This window comes from Burkholderia sp. AW49-1 (genome assembly GCF_053427845.1).
Genome location: NZ_JBSAXF010000003.1, coordinates 71,614 through 89,544, shown reverse-complemented (window position 1 = coordinate 89,544; position 17,931 = coordinate 71,614). Strand labels below are relative to the sequence as shown.

The window sequence follows — 17,931 nt, the reverse complement described above, 5'->3', positions numbered from 1 at the left end:
GCCTCGGCGGCTGAACCACTCACGACGCGACGTCGCACAACGCGCTATCCCACTCACGCGCGAACCGCTCGATCCCGAACCGCTCACGCGCATCGCGCTTTGCCGCCGCGCCCCACTCGCGCGCGAGATCCGGATCGCGGATCAGCATGCGCATCGCGTCGATCAATACCGCCGGCCGCGTGTCGGCGACACCATTGCAGCCGCTCTTGACGAGCTGCGCCATCTCCGTCGTTGCGAGCGCAACGATCGGCAGTCCGATCATCATCGCCTCGATCACCGCGAGCCCGAGGCTCGTATAGCGGATCGGATTGAAGAAGAACCGGTAGTGCGACAGGAACTGCGGCAGCGCCGGGTTCGGCACCTCGCCGATGCCGCCGAGTTCGGTCGATCCCATGCCCACCAGATCGAGCGGCACGCTGTGACGCACGGACTCGAACAGGTCCGCGCCGAGACGCCGCCCGCGCCGCGCGATGTTGTTCACGACCGTCACGCCTTTCGGCAGCGTGCCCCGATACTCGACGCCGTCCGGAATCAGCACGCCATGTTCGATCACGCGCGTCGGCGTGACGCCGCTGTCCCACATCAGCGCGTTGAACGGCGTCACGTGCACCAGCAACACGTTCGGGTCCTGCACCGGGTGCAGCGTGTCGGTCGGATGCTCGCGCGGCGGATCGTGTTCGACGAACAGCGCCGGCAACGCCCGCTGCGCGTCGCTCAGGAGCCGCAACCGGTCGTGCGCGTAGTGATTGTGATGCTGGTACAGCACGCAGTCGAACTCGGTGTCGCGCACGCACTCGACGGGCACCTCATACACGTTGTCGCCCCACGGCAGGTGCCCGACCCGCCCCGCGTAACCGGGCGGATGCTGCGGCTTCGTCACGATGTAAAAATCGTGCGGCGCCTGAGACAGGTAATACAGATAGTTGCCATGCACGTGCCAGGTGAGCACGCGCAATCGCTTACGTGACATGACGTCTCTCCTCCGCGAGCAGTTCGCCCGCCCGTTCCATCACGTCGTCGACGCCGATCGCCGTCGCGCATTCGTGTCCGTACGGGCACGTGTCGAACATGCACGGCCGGCAGGCCGGATAATTCGCGAGCACGCGATGCCGTACGGCGTCGAGCGGCGCCCAGCGGGCCGCGTCGCTGCCGCAGGCGACGACGATGCTCGGCGTGCCGAACGCCGCCGCGACATGCGACACGCCCGTGTCGTTGCACAGCACGAGCCGCGCGCGGCCGACCAGCGCGGCCAGCGCGCCGAGCGGCGTGCGCCCGCACAGGTTCACGCACGGCCGCGCGAGATGTTCGACGAACGCACCGGCCAGCGCCAGTTCCGCGCGCGTGCCGGTCAGCACGACCTGCCAGCCGTCGTCCGCGAGTTGCCGTGCCACGCTCGCGAAGCGCTCGACCGGCCAGCGCCGCGACGCCATCCGCGCGCCCGGATGAACGATCACGTAGCGGCCCGGATCGAGCGCATGTTCGTCGCACAACACATGCCAGAGCGCATAGTCGAGGCCACCGAGCGGAAATTCCAGGTAATCGCCCCAGTCCGGATAGCCGAGCTTGCGCGTCAGCGACAGGTAGCGCGTGACCTCGGGCTCGCCGTCGCGCCAGACGACCGAGTAGTCGAGCGCGGTCGTGCCGCCGTCGGGCGGCACGAAGCCGGCGGTGCGCGTCGCACCGAGCGACGCGACGATCGCGTTGGTCTGCGCGCCGCTGCCGTGCAACTGGATCGCCAGATCGAAGTCGCGCGCACGGCACTCCGCGACGAACGCCTCGCGCGCGGCCGGCTCGGCGTCCGGCTGCTCGCCCAGGCCCGGCGCGCCGGGAAACGCGATGAAGTTGTCGATGTAATCGGAGAAGCGCGACGCGAACTCGCGCGCCCACGGCAATCCGATCAGCGTGATGCGCGCGTGCGGCTCGCCGCGCCGCAGCGCGCGCAGCGCCGGCACTGCGCACAGCATGTCGCCGAGCTGCAGCGCGCGGAATACCGCGATGCGTGCCGGACCGGACGACGAAACGGATTCGAGCATCATAGGAAAAACACCCGGAAGTGAAGTGCGCCGCGCACGCGCCAATACAGCGACACGGGCGGAATCGCGATCGACGTGACGATCATCTCGGCGACGTGCGACGGCGTGAGCCGCGTGCCGCGCAGCCGCTTCACGCAGAACGCGGCCGTGATCACGGCCCAGGCCACCGCGCACGCAATGCCCGGCGCGCGCCATCCGGCCGCGAAGCAGCCGATCGCGCCGCACGCGAACACCACGGCCGCGTAGTAATTCCATGGCGGCATCGCACGGATATGACGCCGGTAGGTCGCGCGATGCTTCTTGTACAGCAGCGCGTCGAAATACACCTTCGATTGCTGGCCGATGCTCGCGCCCCAGCGCGCGGGGCGCACCGGATGCACGATCCGCGCGGCATCGACGTCGACTATCGGTCCCGCGTGCTCGCGCAGCGCGAACATCAGGTCGGCGTCTTCGCGCCATGCGCGCGTGAACCGCTCGTCGAACCCGCCGACGCACTCGAGCGCCGTGCGCCGCACGAAGCAGTTCGCCGTCGCGAATTCCGCACGCGCGAGGCCGGCCGCGTCGCGCTCGTAGTCGGTCGGACGCGCTCGCAGCGGCACGTCGATCCGGCCCGCAGCGGCTACCGCCGCCGGTTCGGCCAGCAGCGCGGCCGCGCCATGACGCAGCCAGGTCGGATCGGGAATCGTGTCGTCGTCGGTGAACGCGATCAGCGCGCCGCGCGCGCTGCGCCAGCCGATGTTGCGTGCGCCCGCCGGCCCCTGCGTATCGGGCGCGGTCATGTAACGGATCACCGGCACATCGTTCATGCGTGCGCGGCATGCGTCGACGGTCTCCCATGCGCCGCCGGCCGGGTCGTCATCGACGACGACGATCTCGTAGGTGGTCGGATCGAATACCTGCACGCACAGCGCTTCAAGGCACCGCTCGAGCAGGTCGGGCCGCCGATACGTCGGCACGACGACCGACACGATCGGCGGCAGTTGCACGTCGCGCATGTTCATCGCGGCTTCTCCAGCAGGAACGAGCCGATCACGAGCGCGTCGAGCGGTGAAGTCCAGAAGCACTCGATCGCGTCGCGCGGCGAACAGACGATCGGCTCGCCGCGCGTGTTGAACGACGTGTTGACGAGCACCGGCACGCCGGTCAGCGCGTCGAACTCGGTCAACAGCGCATGCAGCAGCGGATGCTGGTCTTCATCGACGGTCTGCACGCGCGCGGTGCCGTCGATGTGGCGCACCGCCGGAATCGTCGCTTCCGCCCCCGGCGCAACGTCGTACACGAACAGCATGAACGGCGCGCGCAGCGGCATGCGCCGGCCGCCATTGAACCACTGATGCGCCTTGCTTTCGAGCACGACCGGCGCGACCGGCCGGAAGTCCTCGCGATCCTTGATCCGGTTCAGCTTGCGCTGCATGCCCGGATCGATCGGTGACGCGAGGATCGAGCGCGCGCCCAGCGCACGCGGCCCGAACTCCATGCGGCCCTGGAACCAGCCGATCACGCGGTTCGCCGCGAGGAGCGCAGCGGTCTGGGCGGCGACGTCCGCGAGCCGCCGGTACGGCAGTTGCGCTTCCTTCAGGAAGGCTTCGATCGCGTCGTCGCTGTATGACGGCCCGAGATACGCGTGATCCATCCGCCACTCGCCGCGCATCCCGCGCATCCGGAAGTCGGTCCACAGCGCGGCGCCGAGCGCGGTGCCCGCATCGCCGGCGGCCGGCTGCACCCACACGTCGTCGAACGGGCCGCGATCGCGAATTTTCGCGTTCATCACGCAGTTCAGCGCGACGCCACCCGCCATCGCGAGCTGCAGCTCGCCGGTCTCGGCGGCGAGCCAGTCGACCGCCTGCAGCGTCGTCTCCTCGAGCACCAGCTGCAGCGCGTGCGCGATGTCGCAATGATGCGGCTCGATCGGGCCGCCGCGCTCGCGCGGCGCGCCGAAGCGTGCGCCGAGATCGGCATCGGCGATCTCGTAGCGGCCGTCGCCGTTGTAGCTCACCAGCTTGCGCATCTCGTCGGCGAACACCGGCTTGCCGTACGACGCGAGCGCCATCACCTTGTACTCGTCGGACGAATGCAGGAAACCGAGGTAGCGCGTCACGCGCTCGTAGAGCAGGCCGAGCGAATGCGGCAGGTTGACCTGACCGAGCCGCCGGTACGACTGGCCGTCGAACACGCCGTAACTCGTTGTCGCGCGTTCGCCGCGCCCGTCCATCGTCATCACCGCGCAATGCTCGTACGGCGCCGCGAGAAACGCGCTGGCCTCGTGCGCGAGATGATGCTCGATGAAGTGCCAGCGGAACGGCCCGTCGTGCGCGACACCGCGAAAGCGCCGCTGCAAATGGTGCGGCGCGCCGCCGGCGAGCTGACGCGGCGCGTTCACGATCGACGACAGGAACAACGGATGCCATGGTGACACGCCATCGGCGCGCGGCGCATGCGCGGACGGCGCAAGCGGCAGAGTCAGCGCCGTCTCGGTGCCGTGACGATCGAGCTCGAGCCACGGATCGTACGAATACGCGACGTGGCCGACGTCCGCGAGCGCGATGTCCGCTTCCGCGAGACAGTAATCGATCGCGTGATACGGCAGCTCCCACGTCGAGAACGGTACGGGCCGCTTCGCGTGCTTCACGTGCGTGAAACGTTCGTCTTCGGCCGCCGCGATCACCGTGCCGTCGCGCACGAGGCAGGCGGCACTGTCGTGAAAGGCGGCGTTGATGCCGAGCGTATAGGTCGGAGCGGGCATGCGTCAGGTCCTCGTGATGACATGCGCGAACGGAATCACGTTCGACGAGTTCGCCGCGGCCGGCTCCGCACCGCGCACGGCGGCCAGCGCGGCCGCGCGTTGCGCATGGCGCATGCTGCCGCGCAACAGTGCATGCGTGGCCTCGACGACGTCGTCGACGCTCACGCCGAGCAGGCACGGATGGCCGGGCTGGTTGCATACGCTGCGGTAGCAGTTGCGGCACGGCACGTCGACGTTCAACGCGCGGTGCGGCACGCGCCATGGCGTGTGCTGCGGATTGGTCAGTGCGTACAGGTCGACGACCGGCGTGCCGAGCGCGGCCGCGAGATGCACGGGGCCGCTGTTGTTCGACAGCAGCAGGTCCGCCGTCTCGATCAGCGCGCCGAGTTCGCCGAGCGGCAGCGTGCCGGCGAGCGCGACGGCGCGCGGCCCCGCGCGTTCGCACACGGCATCGACGAGCTCGCGCTCCTCGGCGCTGCCCGTCACCGCGATGCCGTCGAACAGCGCCGCGAGCCGCGCGGCCGCGGCGCCGAAGCGCTCGACCGGCCAGCGGCGCGACGCCGCGCTCGCGCCCGGATGCACGACCAGCCAGCGCGCGCGCGACGTGCCCGGCCGGCGAGGACCGCCGATCCGCTGCAACGCGGCGCGCAGCCGCAGGTGCAACGCGCGTCGCGCCGCATCGCCCGGGTCGAACGCCATCCGCCAGTCGGAGGTCTTCGCGCCGATCGAGCGCACCAGCGCAAGCTGGCGCGCGACCTCGTGGCGCACGTGGGAATCCGGCTCGGTTTCGGGCACGCGATCGGTCAGCAGTTCATAGGGATTCTCGCGGCAATGCGCAAGCCTCAGCGGGATGCCGGCGAGCCAGCACATCATCGCGGCGGGCAGCGGGCTCTGGCTGTACACGGTGAAGATCACAGCCGCGTCGAAGCGGCCGGCCAGCAGCCGGTCGATCATGTCGAGATCGGTCACCGGATCGCCGTGCGCGTCCGGATGCTTGACCCATGGCGCGTCATACGTCCACACGTCGTCGACCATCGGCAGGTGCTTCGCCAGCGCGGCGCCCGTACGCGACGTCAGCAGCGTGAGCCGACGACCGTGCCCGCTTTCCTTCAGTGCGCGCAGTGCGGGCGTCGTCATCAGCACGTCGCCGAGGCTGTCGAGCCGCAAGCACAGAATGCGTCGCGCACGATCCCAGGCGGCACTCATCGCCGCACCCACGAGCCGTGACGGCGCACGGCCTCGCGTACCACGATGTCGGCGGCGAGATCGAGGCGATCGACCACGTGGCGCGGCGTGCGCGCGGCATCGAGCCGCCACTCGGTCTCGTTGCCGCAGTCGACGAGTATCGTGCTGCAGCGCGCGGCGCGGCCGGCCTCGACGTCGTCGAGAATGTCGCCGATCATCCAGCTCCATTCCGCGACCGCCCCGAGCGTGGCGATCGCGCGGCGCACCATCGCGGGGCGCGGCTTGCGGCAGACGCAGTCGCACGTGTAGCGCGGCACGCTGCCGGCCGGGTGATGCGGGCAATAAAAAAAATCCGCCAGGGTCGCGCCGTTCGCTTCGAACAATTCGGCGAGACGTTGGCGGACCGCGCCAAGCTCCGATTCGGCAAAGTAGCCGAGTGCGACGCCCGGCTGGTTCGACACGACCGCGATCGGCATGCCCGTCGCGCCGAGCGTGCGCAATGCGCGCGCGGCGCCCGGCGCCAGCCGCATCCGCTCGGGGTCGACGTTGTATGGCACGTTCTCCAGCAGCGTGCCGTCCTTGTCGAGCAGCACCGCGCCGGGCAGCCGTCGCTCACGCGTCAGGGCCATGACGTCTCCTTCATCGGCAACACCATCAGTTCCGGCACGACGGTGCCCGGCGGCTGCGTCAGCACGAACCGCACGGCAGCCGCGACGTGCTCCGGCGGCTGCAACGTGTCCTCGTCGATGTCGGGGAAGCGGTCGAGCAGGAACGGCGTGCGCATCCCGCCCGCGACGATCGCCGACACGCTCACGCCGGCCGGCCGCAACTCCGCATGCAGCGCATGCGACAGCCCGAGCAGCCCCCACTTCGTCGCGTGATACGCGGATGCATTCGGCCATGCGCGTTTCGATGCGGTGGACGCGATGTTGACGATGTGCCCCGCGCCGCGCGCCTTCATCATCGGCACGACCGCGTGGCACATCAGGTACGGGCCGAACAGGTTGGTCATCAGCACCTGTTGCCAGGCGGCGACGCTGACCTCGTCGAGCGGTGCGGTCACGTCGATCGCCGCGTTGTTGACGATCACGTCGAGATCGCCGAGCGCCTCGCGCGCGTCGTGCACGACCTGCAGCACCGACGCCTCGTCACGCACGTCGAGCGGCCTTCCGACCGCCTGGCCGCCATGCCGCTCGAGACGGTGCGCGACGGCCGCCGCGCGATCGCCGTCGAGATCCGCGACGATCACGTGCGCGCCATGTTGCGCGAGTTCCTCGCAGATGGCTTCGCCCAGGCCGCGGCCGCCGCCCGTCACGAGCGCGGTGCGGCCGGCGAGCGGCGGTCGGGCTGGATCGTGAGTCGCGTTCAACATGCACCTCCTGCGAGTGTCCGAAGAATCGTGGCCGTGACGCTTGTCGTGACAAGCGCCGGTGCAGGAGGTACAGCGAGAACCGTGCCCGTCTGCGCACGGCCGCGCCGCATCGGACCGTCGCGCCCGCCGACGGGCTTTTTTATAAGCTGCTGTAAAAACCGGCGCGGCCCGCGCCGCTCAGATCGCGAGCCCGTCCGGCGTCGCCTGCGCGCGGTGCTTCGCGAGCGCGCGCAGGCAATGCGCGATGCAGCCCGCGAACGCCTCGTCGAACCACGGCTGCGCGCCCGACACGCCGACCACGATCCCGTGCTGCGCGACGCCGCCCCACAGATTCGTGTCACCGGCGCGCAGCCGGTATGGCTCCAGCGCCTGCACGACATGGCCGTCGCGGCCGGTTTCCCACGACAGCCGCGCCTTCGCGCGTGCGTATGCGCGATAGTCGGCGTCCCAGTCCTTCGGACCGGGCAGCGAAAACTCGTACAGGATCGCGTCCTCGAACGCCGCGTCGTGCGGCCCGAGCGCCGGATCCATGATCACGATGTGCAGGCACCCGCTATCGCCGACGAAATCGCTCTCCAGCGCGGCCGACAACGTCGGCAACAGCAGTTCGACGGCCGCGACCGCGGCCTGGCGGTCGGCGAACGCGCTACCGGCGCGACGTTCGGTCAGGGCTTCGGGTGTCGCCGGGTTCGGAAGGTTCGGCATGGATGTCTCCAGAGGAAAACGCGAGCGCGCGCAGCGTCGCGATCAGGTCGGCCGCTGCCGCGGGCTTGGTCAGGTATGCATGGAAACCCGCTTCGACCGCGCGCGTGCGGTCACGCTCGCGCGCATGGCCTGACAATGCAATCGCTTCGAGCGGCGCGCGGCCGTCGCGCCCGCGCTCGGCATCGAGCTGGCGCACGCGGCGCATGACCGTGTAGCCGTCTTCCTCGTCATCGCCGAGGTCGATGTCGCACACCAGGAGCGCCGGCCAGTCCGCGCGACGCGCGCGCCACAGCTCGTCGAGCAATGCCTGGCCGGACGCGAACACGCGCACGTCCGCGCCGGCGACCTTCAGTAGCGCGGCAAGCGCTTCGCGCGCCTCGTCATGATCGTCGACGCATGCGATGCGCAGGCCGTCGAGCGGTTTCGCGTCCGCGGTCGCAACGGCGTCCGGCCCGGGATCCGGTGCGGCGGCGGTCGGTTGCATCGACGCCGGTGCAACCGCGCACATCGGTAGCGACAAGTGCAGCGTCACGCCGATGTCGCCGCGCTCCCGCACGACGTAGCCGCCCGCGTCCTCTATCGCGCTTTGCAGTTGTTCGAGATCGACCAACGACAATTCCGGCACCTCGACGCCCGCGCACGTGATCGTGATCCGCGCCTCGGGGTCGTGCCGTGCGGTCCGCACCTCGATCTGCCCGCCGCCGCTCGCATTGATCCCGGCGCGGCACAGCGCCCACACGAAGCGCCGCAGCGCGGCCGGATCGGCCTTGACGACCAGATCCTCGCTCGACAGCTCGCGGAACACCGGCACGCCGCGTCGCGCGGCGGCATCCGCCAGCGCGTCGAGCACCTGCGCCACCAGCGGATTGATCCGGACCGGCTGCCGCGCAAACGTCGCCTCCGTGCGTTCGAGTTCACGCTGCTTCGCTTGCAGCGACCACATCTGCGCGTATACGCCATCGCTCGCCAGCAGTTCGTCGTGCGTGCCCTGCTCGACGAGCCGGCCGTGCTCCATCACGAGAATCCGGTCCGCGTCGACGACCGTCGACAGCCGGTGCGCGATGACGAGACTCGTGCGGTGCCGCGCGATGCGGGCCAGCTCCTGCTGGATTGCGCGCTCCGAGCGCGTGTCGAGCGCCGACGTCGCCTCGTCGAACACGACGATCGGCGGCGCCTTCAGCAGCGCGCGCGCGATCGCGACACGCTGCCGTTCGCCGCCGGACAGCCGCACGCCGCGCTCGCCGACCCGCGTGTCATACGCGTCGGGCAGCCGCTCGATGAACGCGTCGAGCTGCGCGCCGCGCGCGGCCGCGATCACGTCGCCGCGCGTCGCGTCGCGCTTGCCGTACGCGATGTTGTAGGCCAGCGTGTCGTTGAAGAGGATCGTGTCCTGCGGCACGATGCCGAGCGCGTCGCGCAGGCTGCGCGCGGTCACGAGGCGCAGGTCCTGGCCGTCGATGCGGATCGTCCCCGCATCGGGCTGGTACAGCCGGAACAGCAGCCGCGCGAGCGTCGACTTGCCCGAGCCGCTGCCGCCGACCACCGCCACCGATTGCCCGGGCTCGACGCGAAACGACACGTCCCACAGAATCTGCCGGCTCGGCTCGTAGCCGAAGTCGACATGCTCGAACGCGATCGCGCCGCCGCGCACCACGAGCGGCTGCGCACCCGGCACGTCGCCCTCCTCGCCCGGCTTGCCGCGCGCGTCGAGCAGCCCGAACAGTCGCTCGATGTTCGTCATCGCATCGTTCGCTTCGCGGAACACGAAGCCGAGCGCGTTCAGCGGCAGGCTGATCTGGATGATGTACGCGTTGATCAGCACGAGATCGCCGATCGTCATCGTGCCGCGCGCGACATGCTGGCCGGCGAGCAGCATCACTGCCGCGATGCCCGCGCCGATGCAGGCGCTCTGCCCGATGTGCAGCGTCGACAGCGCGTACTGGTTGTCGATGCCGGCCTCGCGCCATGCGTCGAGCACGCGTTCGAGCCGGTCGCGCTCGACGTCCTCGCGCGCGAAGTACTTGACGGTATCGACGTTGAGCAGGCTGTCGACCACGCGCGCGTTCGATTCGGCCTCGAGCGCGTTCACGCGACGCTGGTAGCGGATCCGCCGGCGCGTGAAGACGGCCGTGTATGCCGCATAGACGGCGAACGTGACGAGGATGATCGCGGTGAAGCCGCCGCCGTACTTGCCGATCACGATCACCAGCACCGAGCCGATCTCGATCGCGGTCGGCACGACGGTAAACACCGCGACGCCGAGCAGGTAGCCGATGCCGGCCGTGCCTTTCTCGAGGTCGCGCACGACGGCGCCTGTCTCGCGCTGCGAATGAAAGCGCGCGCCGAGCTGGTGCAGGTGACCGAACGTGCGGACCGTAAACGACGCGACGGTGTGCTGCGTGACCTGCACGAAGGTCATGTCGCGCACTTCGTTCAGCGCGTTCGCCGCGAAGCGCACGACCGCATACGCGAACAGCAGCAGGACCGGCAGCGCGATCGGCTGGCCCGCCGCACGGCCGAATCCGTCGACGATGTCCTTCAGCAGCAGCGGCACCGAGACGGCCGCCGCCTTCGCGAGCACGAGCAGCACGATCGCCGCCAGCACGCGCGCGCGGTAATGCCAGATCGCGCGCCACAGCTCGACCGCGATGCGCACGCGCAGGCCGCGCGCGTCGCGTGAATCGCGGTGGCGGCCGCTGCCGGCCGAGTCGCGATCGTCGCGATCGTCACGCGGCCGGTCATCAGTGCCGGCCGTCATGCGCGCGATGCCTGTGTGCGCGGCCGAATCGGCCTCGTATCGGCGGTCAATGGCGCGGTTCTCGGCCCGTGTCGCTGCCCGGTTCGGGGTCGCGCACCGCAGGCTGCGTCGGCGTGACCGTGCGCTGGGACGGATGCAGCACCATGCCCGTATCGCGTTCGTCGTCGTTGCGTTGCACGCGCACACGATTCTCGATGTCACGCACGCACATGCAGCTGTCCGCGATGTCCTCGATGTCGTGCTTCATCCAGCGTGACGGCACGGTCCCGTCCAGTTCGACGCGGCCGTCACGCACCTGCACGGAAACGTCGCTCACGTCGATGTCGAGTGCATGCGCGAGCCGCTCGCAAACGTCCTCGCGAATCCGCTCGTCCGAGCGCGTATAGCCTTTCGGGCCGCGACGGCGGCGCATTGCGTCGCGTTGCGCATCGCTGCCGAAGCGCGACAGGTCCGGTGCATCGGCACGGCGCGGATCGCGCGCATCGTAGTCGCGCTCGCCGCCGTACCCGCTCATCCGGGGATGGCCGCCGAACCCCGGCCGATCGCCATGGGCGCTTTCACGCCCGGTGCCGCCCTCCGCTCGGCGGCCACGGTTGCCGTAGCCGTGCGCTGCCTCCCACGCAGGATCGCGCGCACTGCCCGGCGCGGCGCGCCAGTCGGCGTCGCGGCCGTGCTGTTCCGCCGGCGAGCGTGCCGAGCGCTCGCTCCATTCGCTGCCCCAGTCTTCCGGGCCGACGTCCTCGCTCGCGAAGTGCCGGTACGGGGATTCATAGTCGGCATCCTGCCGTCCGAACTCGTCGCCGCGGAAATCGCGTTCGTCGGTGCCCCCGCCGGGGCCCCGATACGCGCGTTCGCCGCGCTCGTGCCAGTCGGGCGGGCCGCTCCGTTCGGCTTGCCGTCCGGGATATCGTCGTTGCATCGTGTCTCTCCTTGTTCGCGGCTGTGCCGCGCACGGCCCCATGTCGCGCCGCGGCGCGCGTCGGTCAACCGGTTGCAAGTCACGTGCCGCGTGGCCTACCGCCGTTGAGTAGCCGCTTGGCGGATCGCACGGCGGCGCTTCGATGTCGATGTTCCCGTCCGCGCCGTGATCGCCGCACCTGGCGCCCAATGCTCGCGGACGGGCGACGCTGACCGGTCACGCGTCGCAGCACGTCGCTTGCCAGGCCTCCCTATCTGCAACGGGATTGCAGATTTTGCTCGGCCGCTCGTCCTGCAACGACCCTATACGTTGCCCGTGCCGGGCTCCTCCGGCGCATCCGGATCGTCGATGCCGCCGGGCTCGCTCAGCCGTTCCGTGCGATCCGGCTCGATGTCGGCGCCTTCCTCGAGCCCCGCATCGCCATCCGCGGACGCGCGTTCGCCGGTGCCCGCGCGGTCCGTATCGCTGTCGAGGGCCGCGTCGCCGCGCTCCAGCGCGTGCTCGTCGAGCGGCGAATCGACGTCGAACGGATGGCGCCGCGCGCCCGCCGTATCGCTGCCGCTGTCGGACGAGTCGCTCGGCCCCAGCGCGCGGCCGTCGCGGCCGCGCCGCGCGTTCTCGTCATCCGGGCCGGCCGGTTCGTTGTCGGGGTTCAGTGTGCTGTTCATGTCGGTGTCCTCGTGTAGCCGCAAAGCGTCGCGCTGCTTCCGGCCGGGCTTACGCGTCCGGCCCGCCACGGCGTGCGGACCGGACGGCGATGCAATCGCCATGCCGCACGCCGCCACCCGGCCCCCGCCAACAGGATTTCCCGCCCCGCGCGCGGCGCGGCACGGGCCATGCGCCCCCATTGATCAGGTGAATTGACCTCCCTTATGCTTTCGGGGTGCCAATCCGATTTGAATGGCCGCGGCCGGCCCCGCCGGCTGCGGCGGGGCGGCGTTCCTCCGCCCGCATCCGACTTGCCGTTCCGATGAAGACATTCGACACCGTTTCCGATCCGCCCCCGCCGCTCGGCCCCAACGACGCGCGCGATCTGCTGCATCGCTTCGCCGAGTTTCGCTTCGAGACCGTCGTCGGCGCGATTACCGACTACGCCGTGTTCATGCTCGACCCGCACGGCAACGTCGCGACGTGGAACGCGGGCGCCGAGCGCATCAAGGGCTATCGCACGGCCGACATCGTCGGCCACCATTTCTCGCGTTTCTATCCGCCCGACGCGATCGCGGACGGACGGCCCGCGTTCGGCCTCCGGGAAGCTGTCGCGCACGGCCGCTTCGAGGACGAAGGTTGGCGCGTGCGCAAGGACGGTTCGCTGTTCTGGGCCAGCGTGACGATCACGGCCGTGCACGACCATGCCGGCCAGCTCGCCGGCTTCATCAAGATCACGCGCGACATGACCGAGCGCAAGCGGCTCGCGGAACTCGAAGTGTCGACGCACCGGCTCAGCGTGTTCATCGCGATGCTCGCGCACGAGTTGCGCAATCACCTCGCACCGCTGCGCCATTCGGTCGGCGTGCTGCAAAGCCTGCCCGATCCGGCGCCCGCGCTCGCGCAATGCCGCGACGCCGTGCATCGCCAGATCGGACAGTTGACGCGGCTGGTCGACGACCTGCTCGATGTCGGGCGCATCACCGCCGGCAAGGTCGAACTCGACGATGCGCCGGTGACCGTGCGCGACCTCGTCTGCCGCGGTGTGGAAAGCGTCCAGTCGAAGCTGGCCGCGCGCGTGCAGCACATTCGCGTCGACCTGCCGGACGATCCGCTGGTGGTGCGCGGCGATGCCGCGCGGCTCGTGCAGGTGCTGCACAACCTGCTCGACAACGCGTCGAAATTTTCACCGCAGGGCGGGCGCATCGACGTCGGCGCGCACGCCGAAGGTTCGTTCGTCGCGATCCGCGTCACCGATCATGGTGTCGGCATCGCGCCAGGCTCGCTCGAATCGATCTTCGATCTGTTCGAACAGGAAGGCGTGCCCGGCCGACGCCCGTCGGAAGGCTTCGGGCTCGGCCTCGCGATCTGCCGGTCGTTCGTCGAGCTGCACGGCGGGATGATCGCCGCCGAAAGCAGCGGCCCCGGCCATGGCGCGACGTTCACGGTGCGGCTGCCGATCGAGCATGCGACGCGTGCGACGCCGGGCGATGCGCCCGCACCGCGCTCCACCAAGCAGCCGGCCGGTGCGCCGCTGCGCATCGTCATCGTCGACGACAACCGCGACTCCGCCGACACGCTCGCCGTGCTGCTGCAGGTGAAGGGCCATGCGCCGCGCGTCGCGTACAACGCGGACGACGCGCTGGCGCTCGCGGCCGACGTCGTTCCGCACCTGATGCTCATCGACCTGTCGATGCCCGACGTCGACGGCTTCACGCTGCTGCACGAACTGCGCGCGATCGACGTGCTGGCCGACACGACCTGCGTCGCCTTGTCCGGCCATGCGAGCCCGGCCGACCTCGCACGCACCGCGAGCGCGGGCTTCGACGATCACCTCGTCAAGCCCGTCGAGATGGCGGTGCTCGACGCGCTGCTGCAGCGCGTCGCCCGCCAGGTTCACGATACGCGCTGAACGCTCAGGCCATTGCGCGGCACATCGCGGCGCAGGTGTCGCATGCCAGCGCGCAGCGGCGGCAATGGTCGTGCGCGTGCTGCAGGCATTCGGCGGCACACAGATCGCAGGCAAGCGCGCAAAGTGCGCATACCTGGGGCGCGAGCACGCTGCCGCGCGCCATCGCACCCGATGCAAGGCGACACACCTGCGCGCACTCGATGTCGAGCGCGATGCAGGCGGCGAGGGTGTGCGGTTCGGGTTCCGCCAGGCACCCCGCGATACACGCATCGCACGCATGTGCGCATGCGTCGCACGCGGCCATGCAGTTGGCGTAGCGATCGTCGATCTCGTTCATCACGGCTCTCCTTCTTCCGGTTCGCATCGTCATGGCGTCAGCTTCACCTTCATCCAGCCCGGCTCGCGCACGTCGAACGCGCGATACGCGTCGATCGCGTTCGTCAGCGGCTCGCAGCGTGTCAGCACGGATGCCGGGTCGAACGCACCGCTGCGCACGAGCTCGATCAGCTTCGGCGTGATGGTCCGGTGATTGCAGTTGCCCATCTTGATCGTCAGGTTCCGGTTCATCGCCTCGCCGACCGGAAACACGCGCGCCTGCGGCGGATACACGCCGATCACCGCGACCGTGCCGGCCTTCGCGACCACGCGCACCGCCCATTGCAGCACCTGCGACGGCCCGTCGCCGGGTATCCAGTTGCGGCCGTCCGGCTTGCGGCGCGGTGCGACGGCATCGACTTCCGCGTCGAACGCGCGCGCCGCGTCGCGATCGGCCGCGGCCGGCCCGTGCGTCGCGCGCATCGCGTCGACGCCGACCGCGTCGATCGCACGATCGACGCCAATCCCGCCGGTGAGTCGCAGCACGGTGTCGACGGGATCTTCCTCGGAGAAGTCGACGGTCTCGGCGCCTTGCGCGCACGCCATCTCGAGCCGCGACGCGATGCGGTCGATCGCGATCACGCGCCCGGCGCCCATCAGCTTCGCGCTCGCGATCGCGAACTGGCCGACCGGCCCGGCGCCGAACACCGCCACCGTGTCGCCCGGCTTCACTTCCGCGAGCTGCGCGCCGAAGTAGCCGGTCGGGAAAATGTCGGACATCAGGATCGCGCGGTCGTCGTCGATCGCGTCGGGCAGCCGGATCAGGCTCGCGTTCGCGAGCGGGGTGCGCGCGTATTCGGCCTGCAGGCCGTCGAACGGGCCCGTATCGGCCGGGCCGCCGTAGAACGCGGTGCCCGCGCGCGGCCCGCCCGGGTTTGCGACGTCGCATTGCGCGGTGTAGCCCGCGCGGCAGTACACGCAGCTGCCGCACGCGATCGTCGACGGAATCAGCACGCGATCGCCGCGCTTCAGGTTGCGCACGTCGCGCCCGAGCGTCTCGACGACGCCGACGCCCTCATGGCCGAGGATCGTGCCCGGCTTCATCCCGCCGAGCGTGCCGCGCACCATGTGCAGGTCGGTGCCGCAGATCGCGCTGGCCGTGAGGCGCACGACCGCATCGGTCACGTCGGCGACTTCCGGGTCGGGTACCGTATCGATGCGAATGTCGCCGATGCCGTGAAATACGACTGCTTTCATGTCAGGCCCTCCTTGTCGAAAGCGGAAACGGTTCAGATACCGTCGCGCTGTTCGAGCAAGGCGCGCGCCCGTCGGCGCCGGCAACGCCGGACGGTTCGCGATCGCGGCGTCGCGAATGCGTTGATGGAGAAACCGAAGTCGCGGTTCACCTGGTGCTGGCCGATTCGACAGTCTGCGCGCAGGTCGCGACGACGCAGCGACCGTTGCATACGCAACACCGTGGCCGGCGCGTGCACCGCTCGACGCACGGCCGGCGGCCCGCTCACGCGTGCGTCGCGCCCTGCTGCTCGAGCGCCGCTTCCGCGCGCAGGCAATCGAGATCGCGGCCGATCGTCACGACCGCGAGCCGTGCGTTGCCGCGCCAGTACGTCACCGAACCATCGTGCGCGCGCAGGTCGCCGTCGATCTCGACGCGGTCCCATTGCTCCGCATGCCCGACATAGCGCACCGTCAGGTCGTAGTGCTGGCTCCAGAAGAACGGCACCGCGTCGAACGGCTGCTGCCGGCCGAGCATGTTGCGCGCGGCGGCGGTTCCCTGTCGCTCCGCGACGACCCAGTGCTCGACGCGAATGCGTTCGCCCGTCAACGGATCGGGCCAGCGCGCGATGTCGCCGGCCGCGTAAATATCCGGCGCGCTCGTCTGCAGGAAACGGTCGACCGTCACGCCGCGATCGACGGCCAGCCCCGCATCCTGCGCGAGCGCGACGTTCGGATGCACGCCGATGCCGACCAACACGACGTCCGCCGGCAGCACGTCGCCGTTCGACAGCGTGACGCGATCCGGCGCGATCTGCGCGGGCGTCGCGCCGAGATGGAACGCCACGCCGTGCGACTCGTGCAGCGCGCGGATCGTATCGCCGAGCGCGTCGCCGAGCACGCGCGCCATCGGCCGCGCATCAGGGGCGACCACCGCTACGTCGAGCCCGCGCGTGCGCAACGCGGCGGCGGCTTCCAGGCCGATGAAGCTCGCGCCGACCACGACGCAGCGCCGCGCGGTCTTCAGCTTGCCGATCAGCGCATCGCAATCGGCGCGCGAGCGCAGCACGCAAACGTGCGGAAGATCGGCGCCCGGTACGGTCAGGCGGTTCGGCTCGGCACCGGTGGCGAGTAGCAGCGCGCCGTAGCCGAGGCGGCTGCCGTCCGCGAGCTCGACCGCATGTTGCGCGGGATCGATCCGCCCGACGCGCGTGCCGCAGTGCACGTCGATGCGCTGGTCGGTATAGAACGACGCCCCGCGCAGCGGCAGCCAGTCGGCTTCCGCCGTGCCGGCCAGATAGTCCTTCGACAGGTTCGGTCGATCGTACGGCGGCTCGCTGTCCGCACTCAGCAGCGTGATCGCGTGCGGGTAGCCTTCCTGCCGCAGCGTCACGGCCGCCGCGATAGCGGCCGCGCCACCGCCGACGATCACCACCGATTCGGGCAATCCGGGCGCATTCGACACGGGCGGCGACGCGGCAGGCTGCGCGCCGATCACGACCGCGCGGCCGTCCCGACGTTCGATGCGCCAGCACGTCAGGCCGTCGAGCGCCGGCGCGCGCAGCCGTTCGCCGGTGCGCAGGCAGAACGCCGCGTGATGCCACGGGCAGCGAATCGTGTCGCCGACCAGCAGCCCGTCGGCCAGCGGTGCGCCGTAGTGAGGGCATTGCGCGCCCACGGCAAACAGTGCGTCGGCGCGGCGCACCAGCAGGACCGTGTCGTCGCCGACCTGGCCCTCGATCATCGCGCCATCGGCGATGTCATCGAGCGAAATGCCCTGCGCAAGATCGGGGCGTGAAGACGATGCGTTGCTTCCGGACATGGCGCGGCTCCCGGCTGAGGTGACGAATCCATTATCGGCGTCCTCCCTGAAAAGAGCAGGTACGGACGACCCCGCGGCGCACGCAAACGCGGACCATGGTTCGTATGCGATCCGCGACAGGGATCGAACGCCATCGACGTTGCAGCGCAACACGCGGGCTACGCGTGCGCGAGTGTCCGGCGGCCCGAAGCAATCCGCATGCCGGGCACGGCGAGCTTGCCGGCTGTGTCCATTTCAACGGTCGCACCGATATCGATGTGGAATGCTTCGTTCTTCTCCGACCAGG

Annotated in this window: 15 protein-coding genes; 1 reads left to right on the top strand and 14 read right to left on the bottom strand. The window is 70.0% G+C overall.

Features of this window, described 5'->3' with window-relative positions:
* Positions 1–19 precede the first annotated feature (19 nt).
* From ACV22W_RS06925 to ACV22W_RS06875, 11 genes are all read right to left on the bottom strand, one after another.
* A complete protein-coding gene (locus ACV22W_RS06925; RefSeq protein ID WP_448018510.1) occupies positions 20–970 on the bottom strand; it encodes a glycosyltransferase in 951 nt (316 codons plus the stop codon).
* Positions 960–2,036 (bottom strand): glycosyltransferase family 9 protein, encoded by a 1,077-nt coding sequence (locus tag ACV22W_RS06920; protein WP_448018509.1) that lies wholly within the window; start codon positions 2,034–2,036, stop codon positions 960–962. Before ACV22W_RS06920 ends, ACV22W_RS06925 begins: the two co-directional genes overlap by 11 nt.
* On the bottom strand, positions 2,033–3,034 hold the full coding sequence (locus tag ACV22W_RS06915; protein WP_448018508.1) for a glycosyltransferase family 2 protein: 1,002 nt from the start codon (positions 3,032–3,034) through the stop codon (positions 2,033–2,035). The genes ACV22W_RS06920 and ACV22W_RS06915 overlap by 4 nt, the downstream gene beginning before the upstream one ends.
* Positions 3,031–4,776: a carbamoyltransferase family protein gene (locus ACV22W_RS06910; RefSeq protein ID WP_448018507.1), complete on the bottom strand. Its 1,746-nt coding sequence runs from the start codon at positions 4,774–4,776 to the stop codon at positions 3,031–3,033. Before ACV22W_RS06910 ends, ACV22W_RS06915 begins: the two co-directional genes overlap by 4 nt.
* 3 nt (positions 4,777–4,779) lie before the next feature.
* Positions 4,780–5,982: a glycosyltransferase family 9 protein gene (locus ACV22W_RS06905; protein ID WP_448018506.1), complete on the bottom strand. Its 1,203-nt coding sequence runs from the start codon at positions 5,980–5,982 to the stop codon at positions 4,780–4,782.
* Positions 5,979–6,590: a D-glycero-alpha-D-manno-heptose-1,7-bisphosphate 7-phosphatase gene (locus ACV22W_RS06900; protein ID WP_448018505.1), complete on the bottom strand. Its 612-nt coding sequence runs from the start codon at positions 6,588–6,590 to the stop codon at positions 5,979–5,981. The genes ACV22W_RS06905 and ACV22W_RS06900 overlap by 4 nt, the downstream gene beginning before the upstream one ends.
* Complete coding sequence (locus ACV22W_RS06895; protein ID WP_448018504.1) at positions 6,581–7,333, bottom strand: SDR family oxidoreductase; 753 nt, start codon at positions 7,331–7,333, stop codon at positions 6,581–6,583. The genes ACV22W_RS06900 and ACV22W_RS06895 overlap by 10 nt, the downstream gene beginning before the upstream one ends.
* A 177-nt stretch (positions 7,334–7,510) precedes the next feature.
* Positions 7,511–8,038: a hypothetical protein gene (locus tag ACV22W_RS06890; protein WP_448018503.1), complete on the bottom strand. Its 528-nt coding sequence runs from the start codon at positions 8,036–8,038 to the stop codon at positions 7,511–7,513.
* Positions 7,980–10,796: an ABC transporter transmembrane domain-containing protein gene (locus ACV22W_RS06885; protein WP_448018502.1), complete on the bottom strand. Its 2,817-nt coding sequence runs from the start codon at positions 10,794–10,796 to the stop codon at positions 7,980–7,982. Before ACV22W_RS06885 ends, ACV22W_RS06890 begins: the two co-directional genes overlap by 59 nt.
* A gap of 46 nt (positions 10,797–10,842) precedes the next feature.
* The gene (locus tag ACV22W_RS06880; RefSeq protein ID WP_448018501.1) at positions 10,843–11,715 is read right to left on the bottom strand and encodes a BON domain-containing protein; all 873 of its coding nucleotides are present in this window, start codon (positions 11,713–11,715) and stop codon (positions 10,843–10,845) included.
* A gap of 302 nt (positions 11,716–12,017) precedes the next feature.
* A complete protein-coding gene (locus tag ACV22W_RS06875; RefSeq protein ID WP_448018500.1) occupies positions 12,018–12,383 on the bottom strand; it encodes a chemotaxis protein in 366 nt (121 codons plus the stop codon).
* A gap of 302 nt (positions 12,384–12,685) precedes the next feature.
* Here ACV22W_RS06875 and ACV22W_RS06870 point away from each other — a divergent pair, with 302 nt between their 5' ends.
* Positions 12,686–14,275 carry a PAS domain-containing hybrid sensor histidine kinase/response regulator gene (locus ACV22W_RS06870; protein ID WP_448018499.1) on the top strand — a complete coding sequence of 530 codons (1,590 nt, stop codon included), beginning with the start codon at positions 12,686–12,688 and terminating at the stop codon, positions 14,273–14,275.
* Between the two features lie 4 nt (positions 14,276–14,279).
* On the opposite strand, the gene ACV22W_RS06865 is transcribed toward ACV22W_RS06870, so the two are convergent.
* The 3 genes from ACV22W_RS06865 to ACV22W_RS06855 form a co-directional block, all read right to left on the bottom strand.
* Positions 14,280–14,612 (bottom strand): four-helix bundle copper-binding protein, encoded by a 333-nt coding sequence (locus ACV22W_RS06865; protein ID WP_448018498.1) that lies wholly within the window; start codon positions 14,610–14,612, stop codon positions 14,280–14,282.
* A 29-nt stretch (positions 14,613–14,641) separates the two neighbouring features.
* Entirely contained in the window at positions 14,642–15,847 is a 1,206-nt protein-coding gene (locus tag ACV22W_RS06860; protein WP_448018497.1) for a zinc-dependent alcohol dehydrogenase, read from the bottom strand.
* Between the two features lie 262 nt (positions 15,848–16,109).
* Entirely contained in the window at positions 16,110–17,645 is a 1,536-nt protein-coding gene (locus tag ACV22W_RS06855; RefSeq protein ID WP_448018496.1) for an FAD-dependent oxidoreductase, read from the bottom strand.
* Positions 17,646–17,931: the final 286 nt, after the last annotated feature.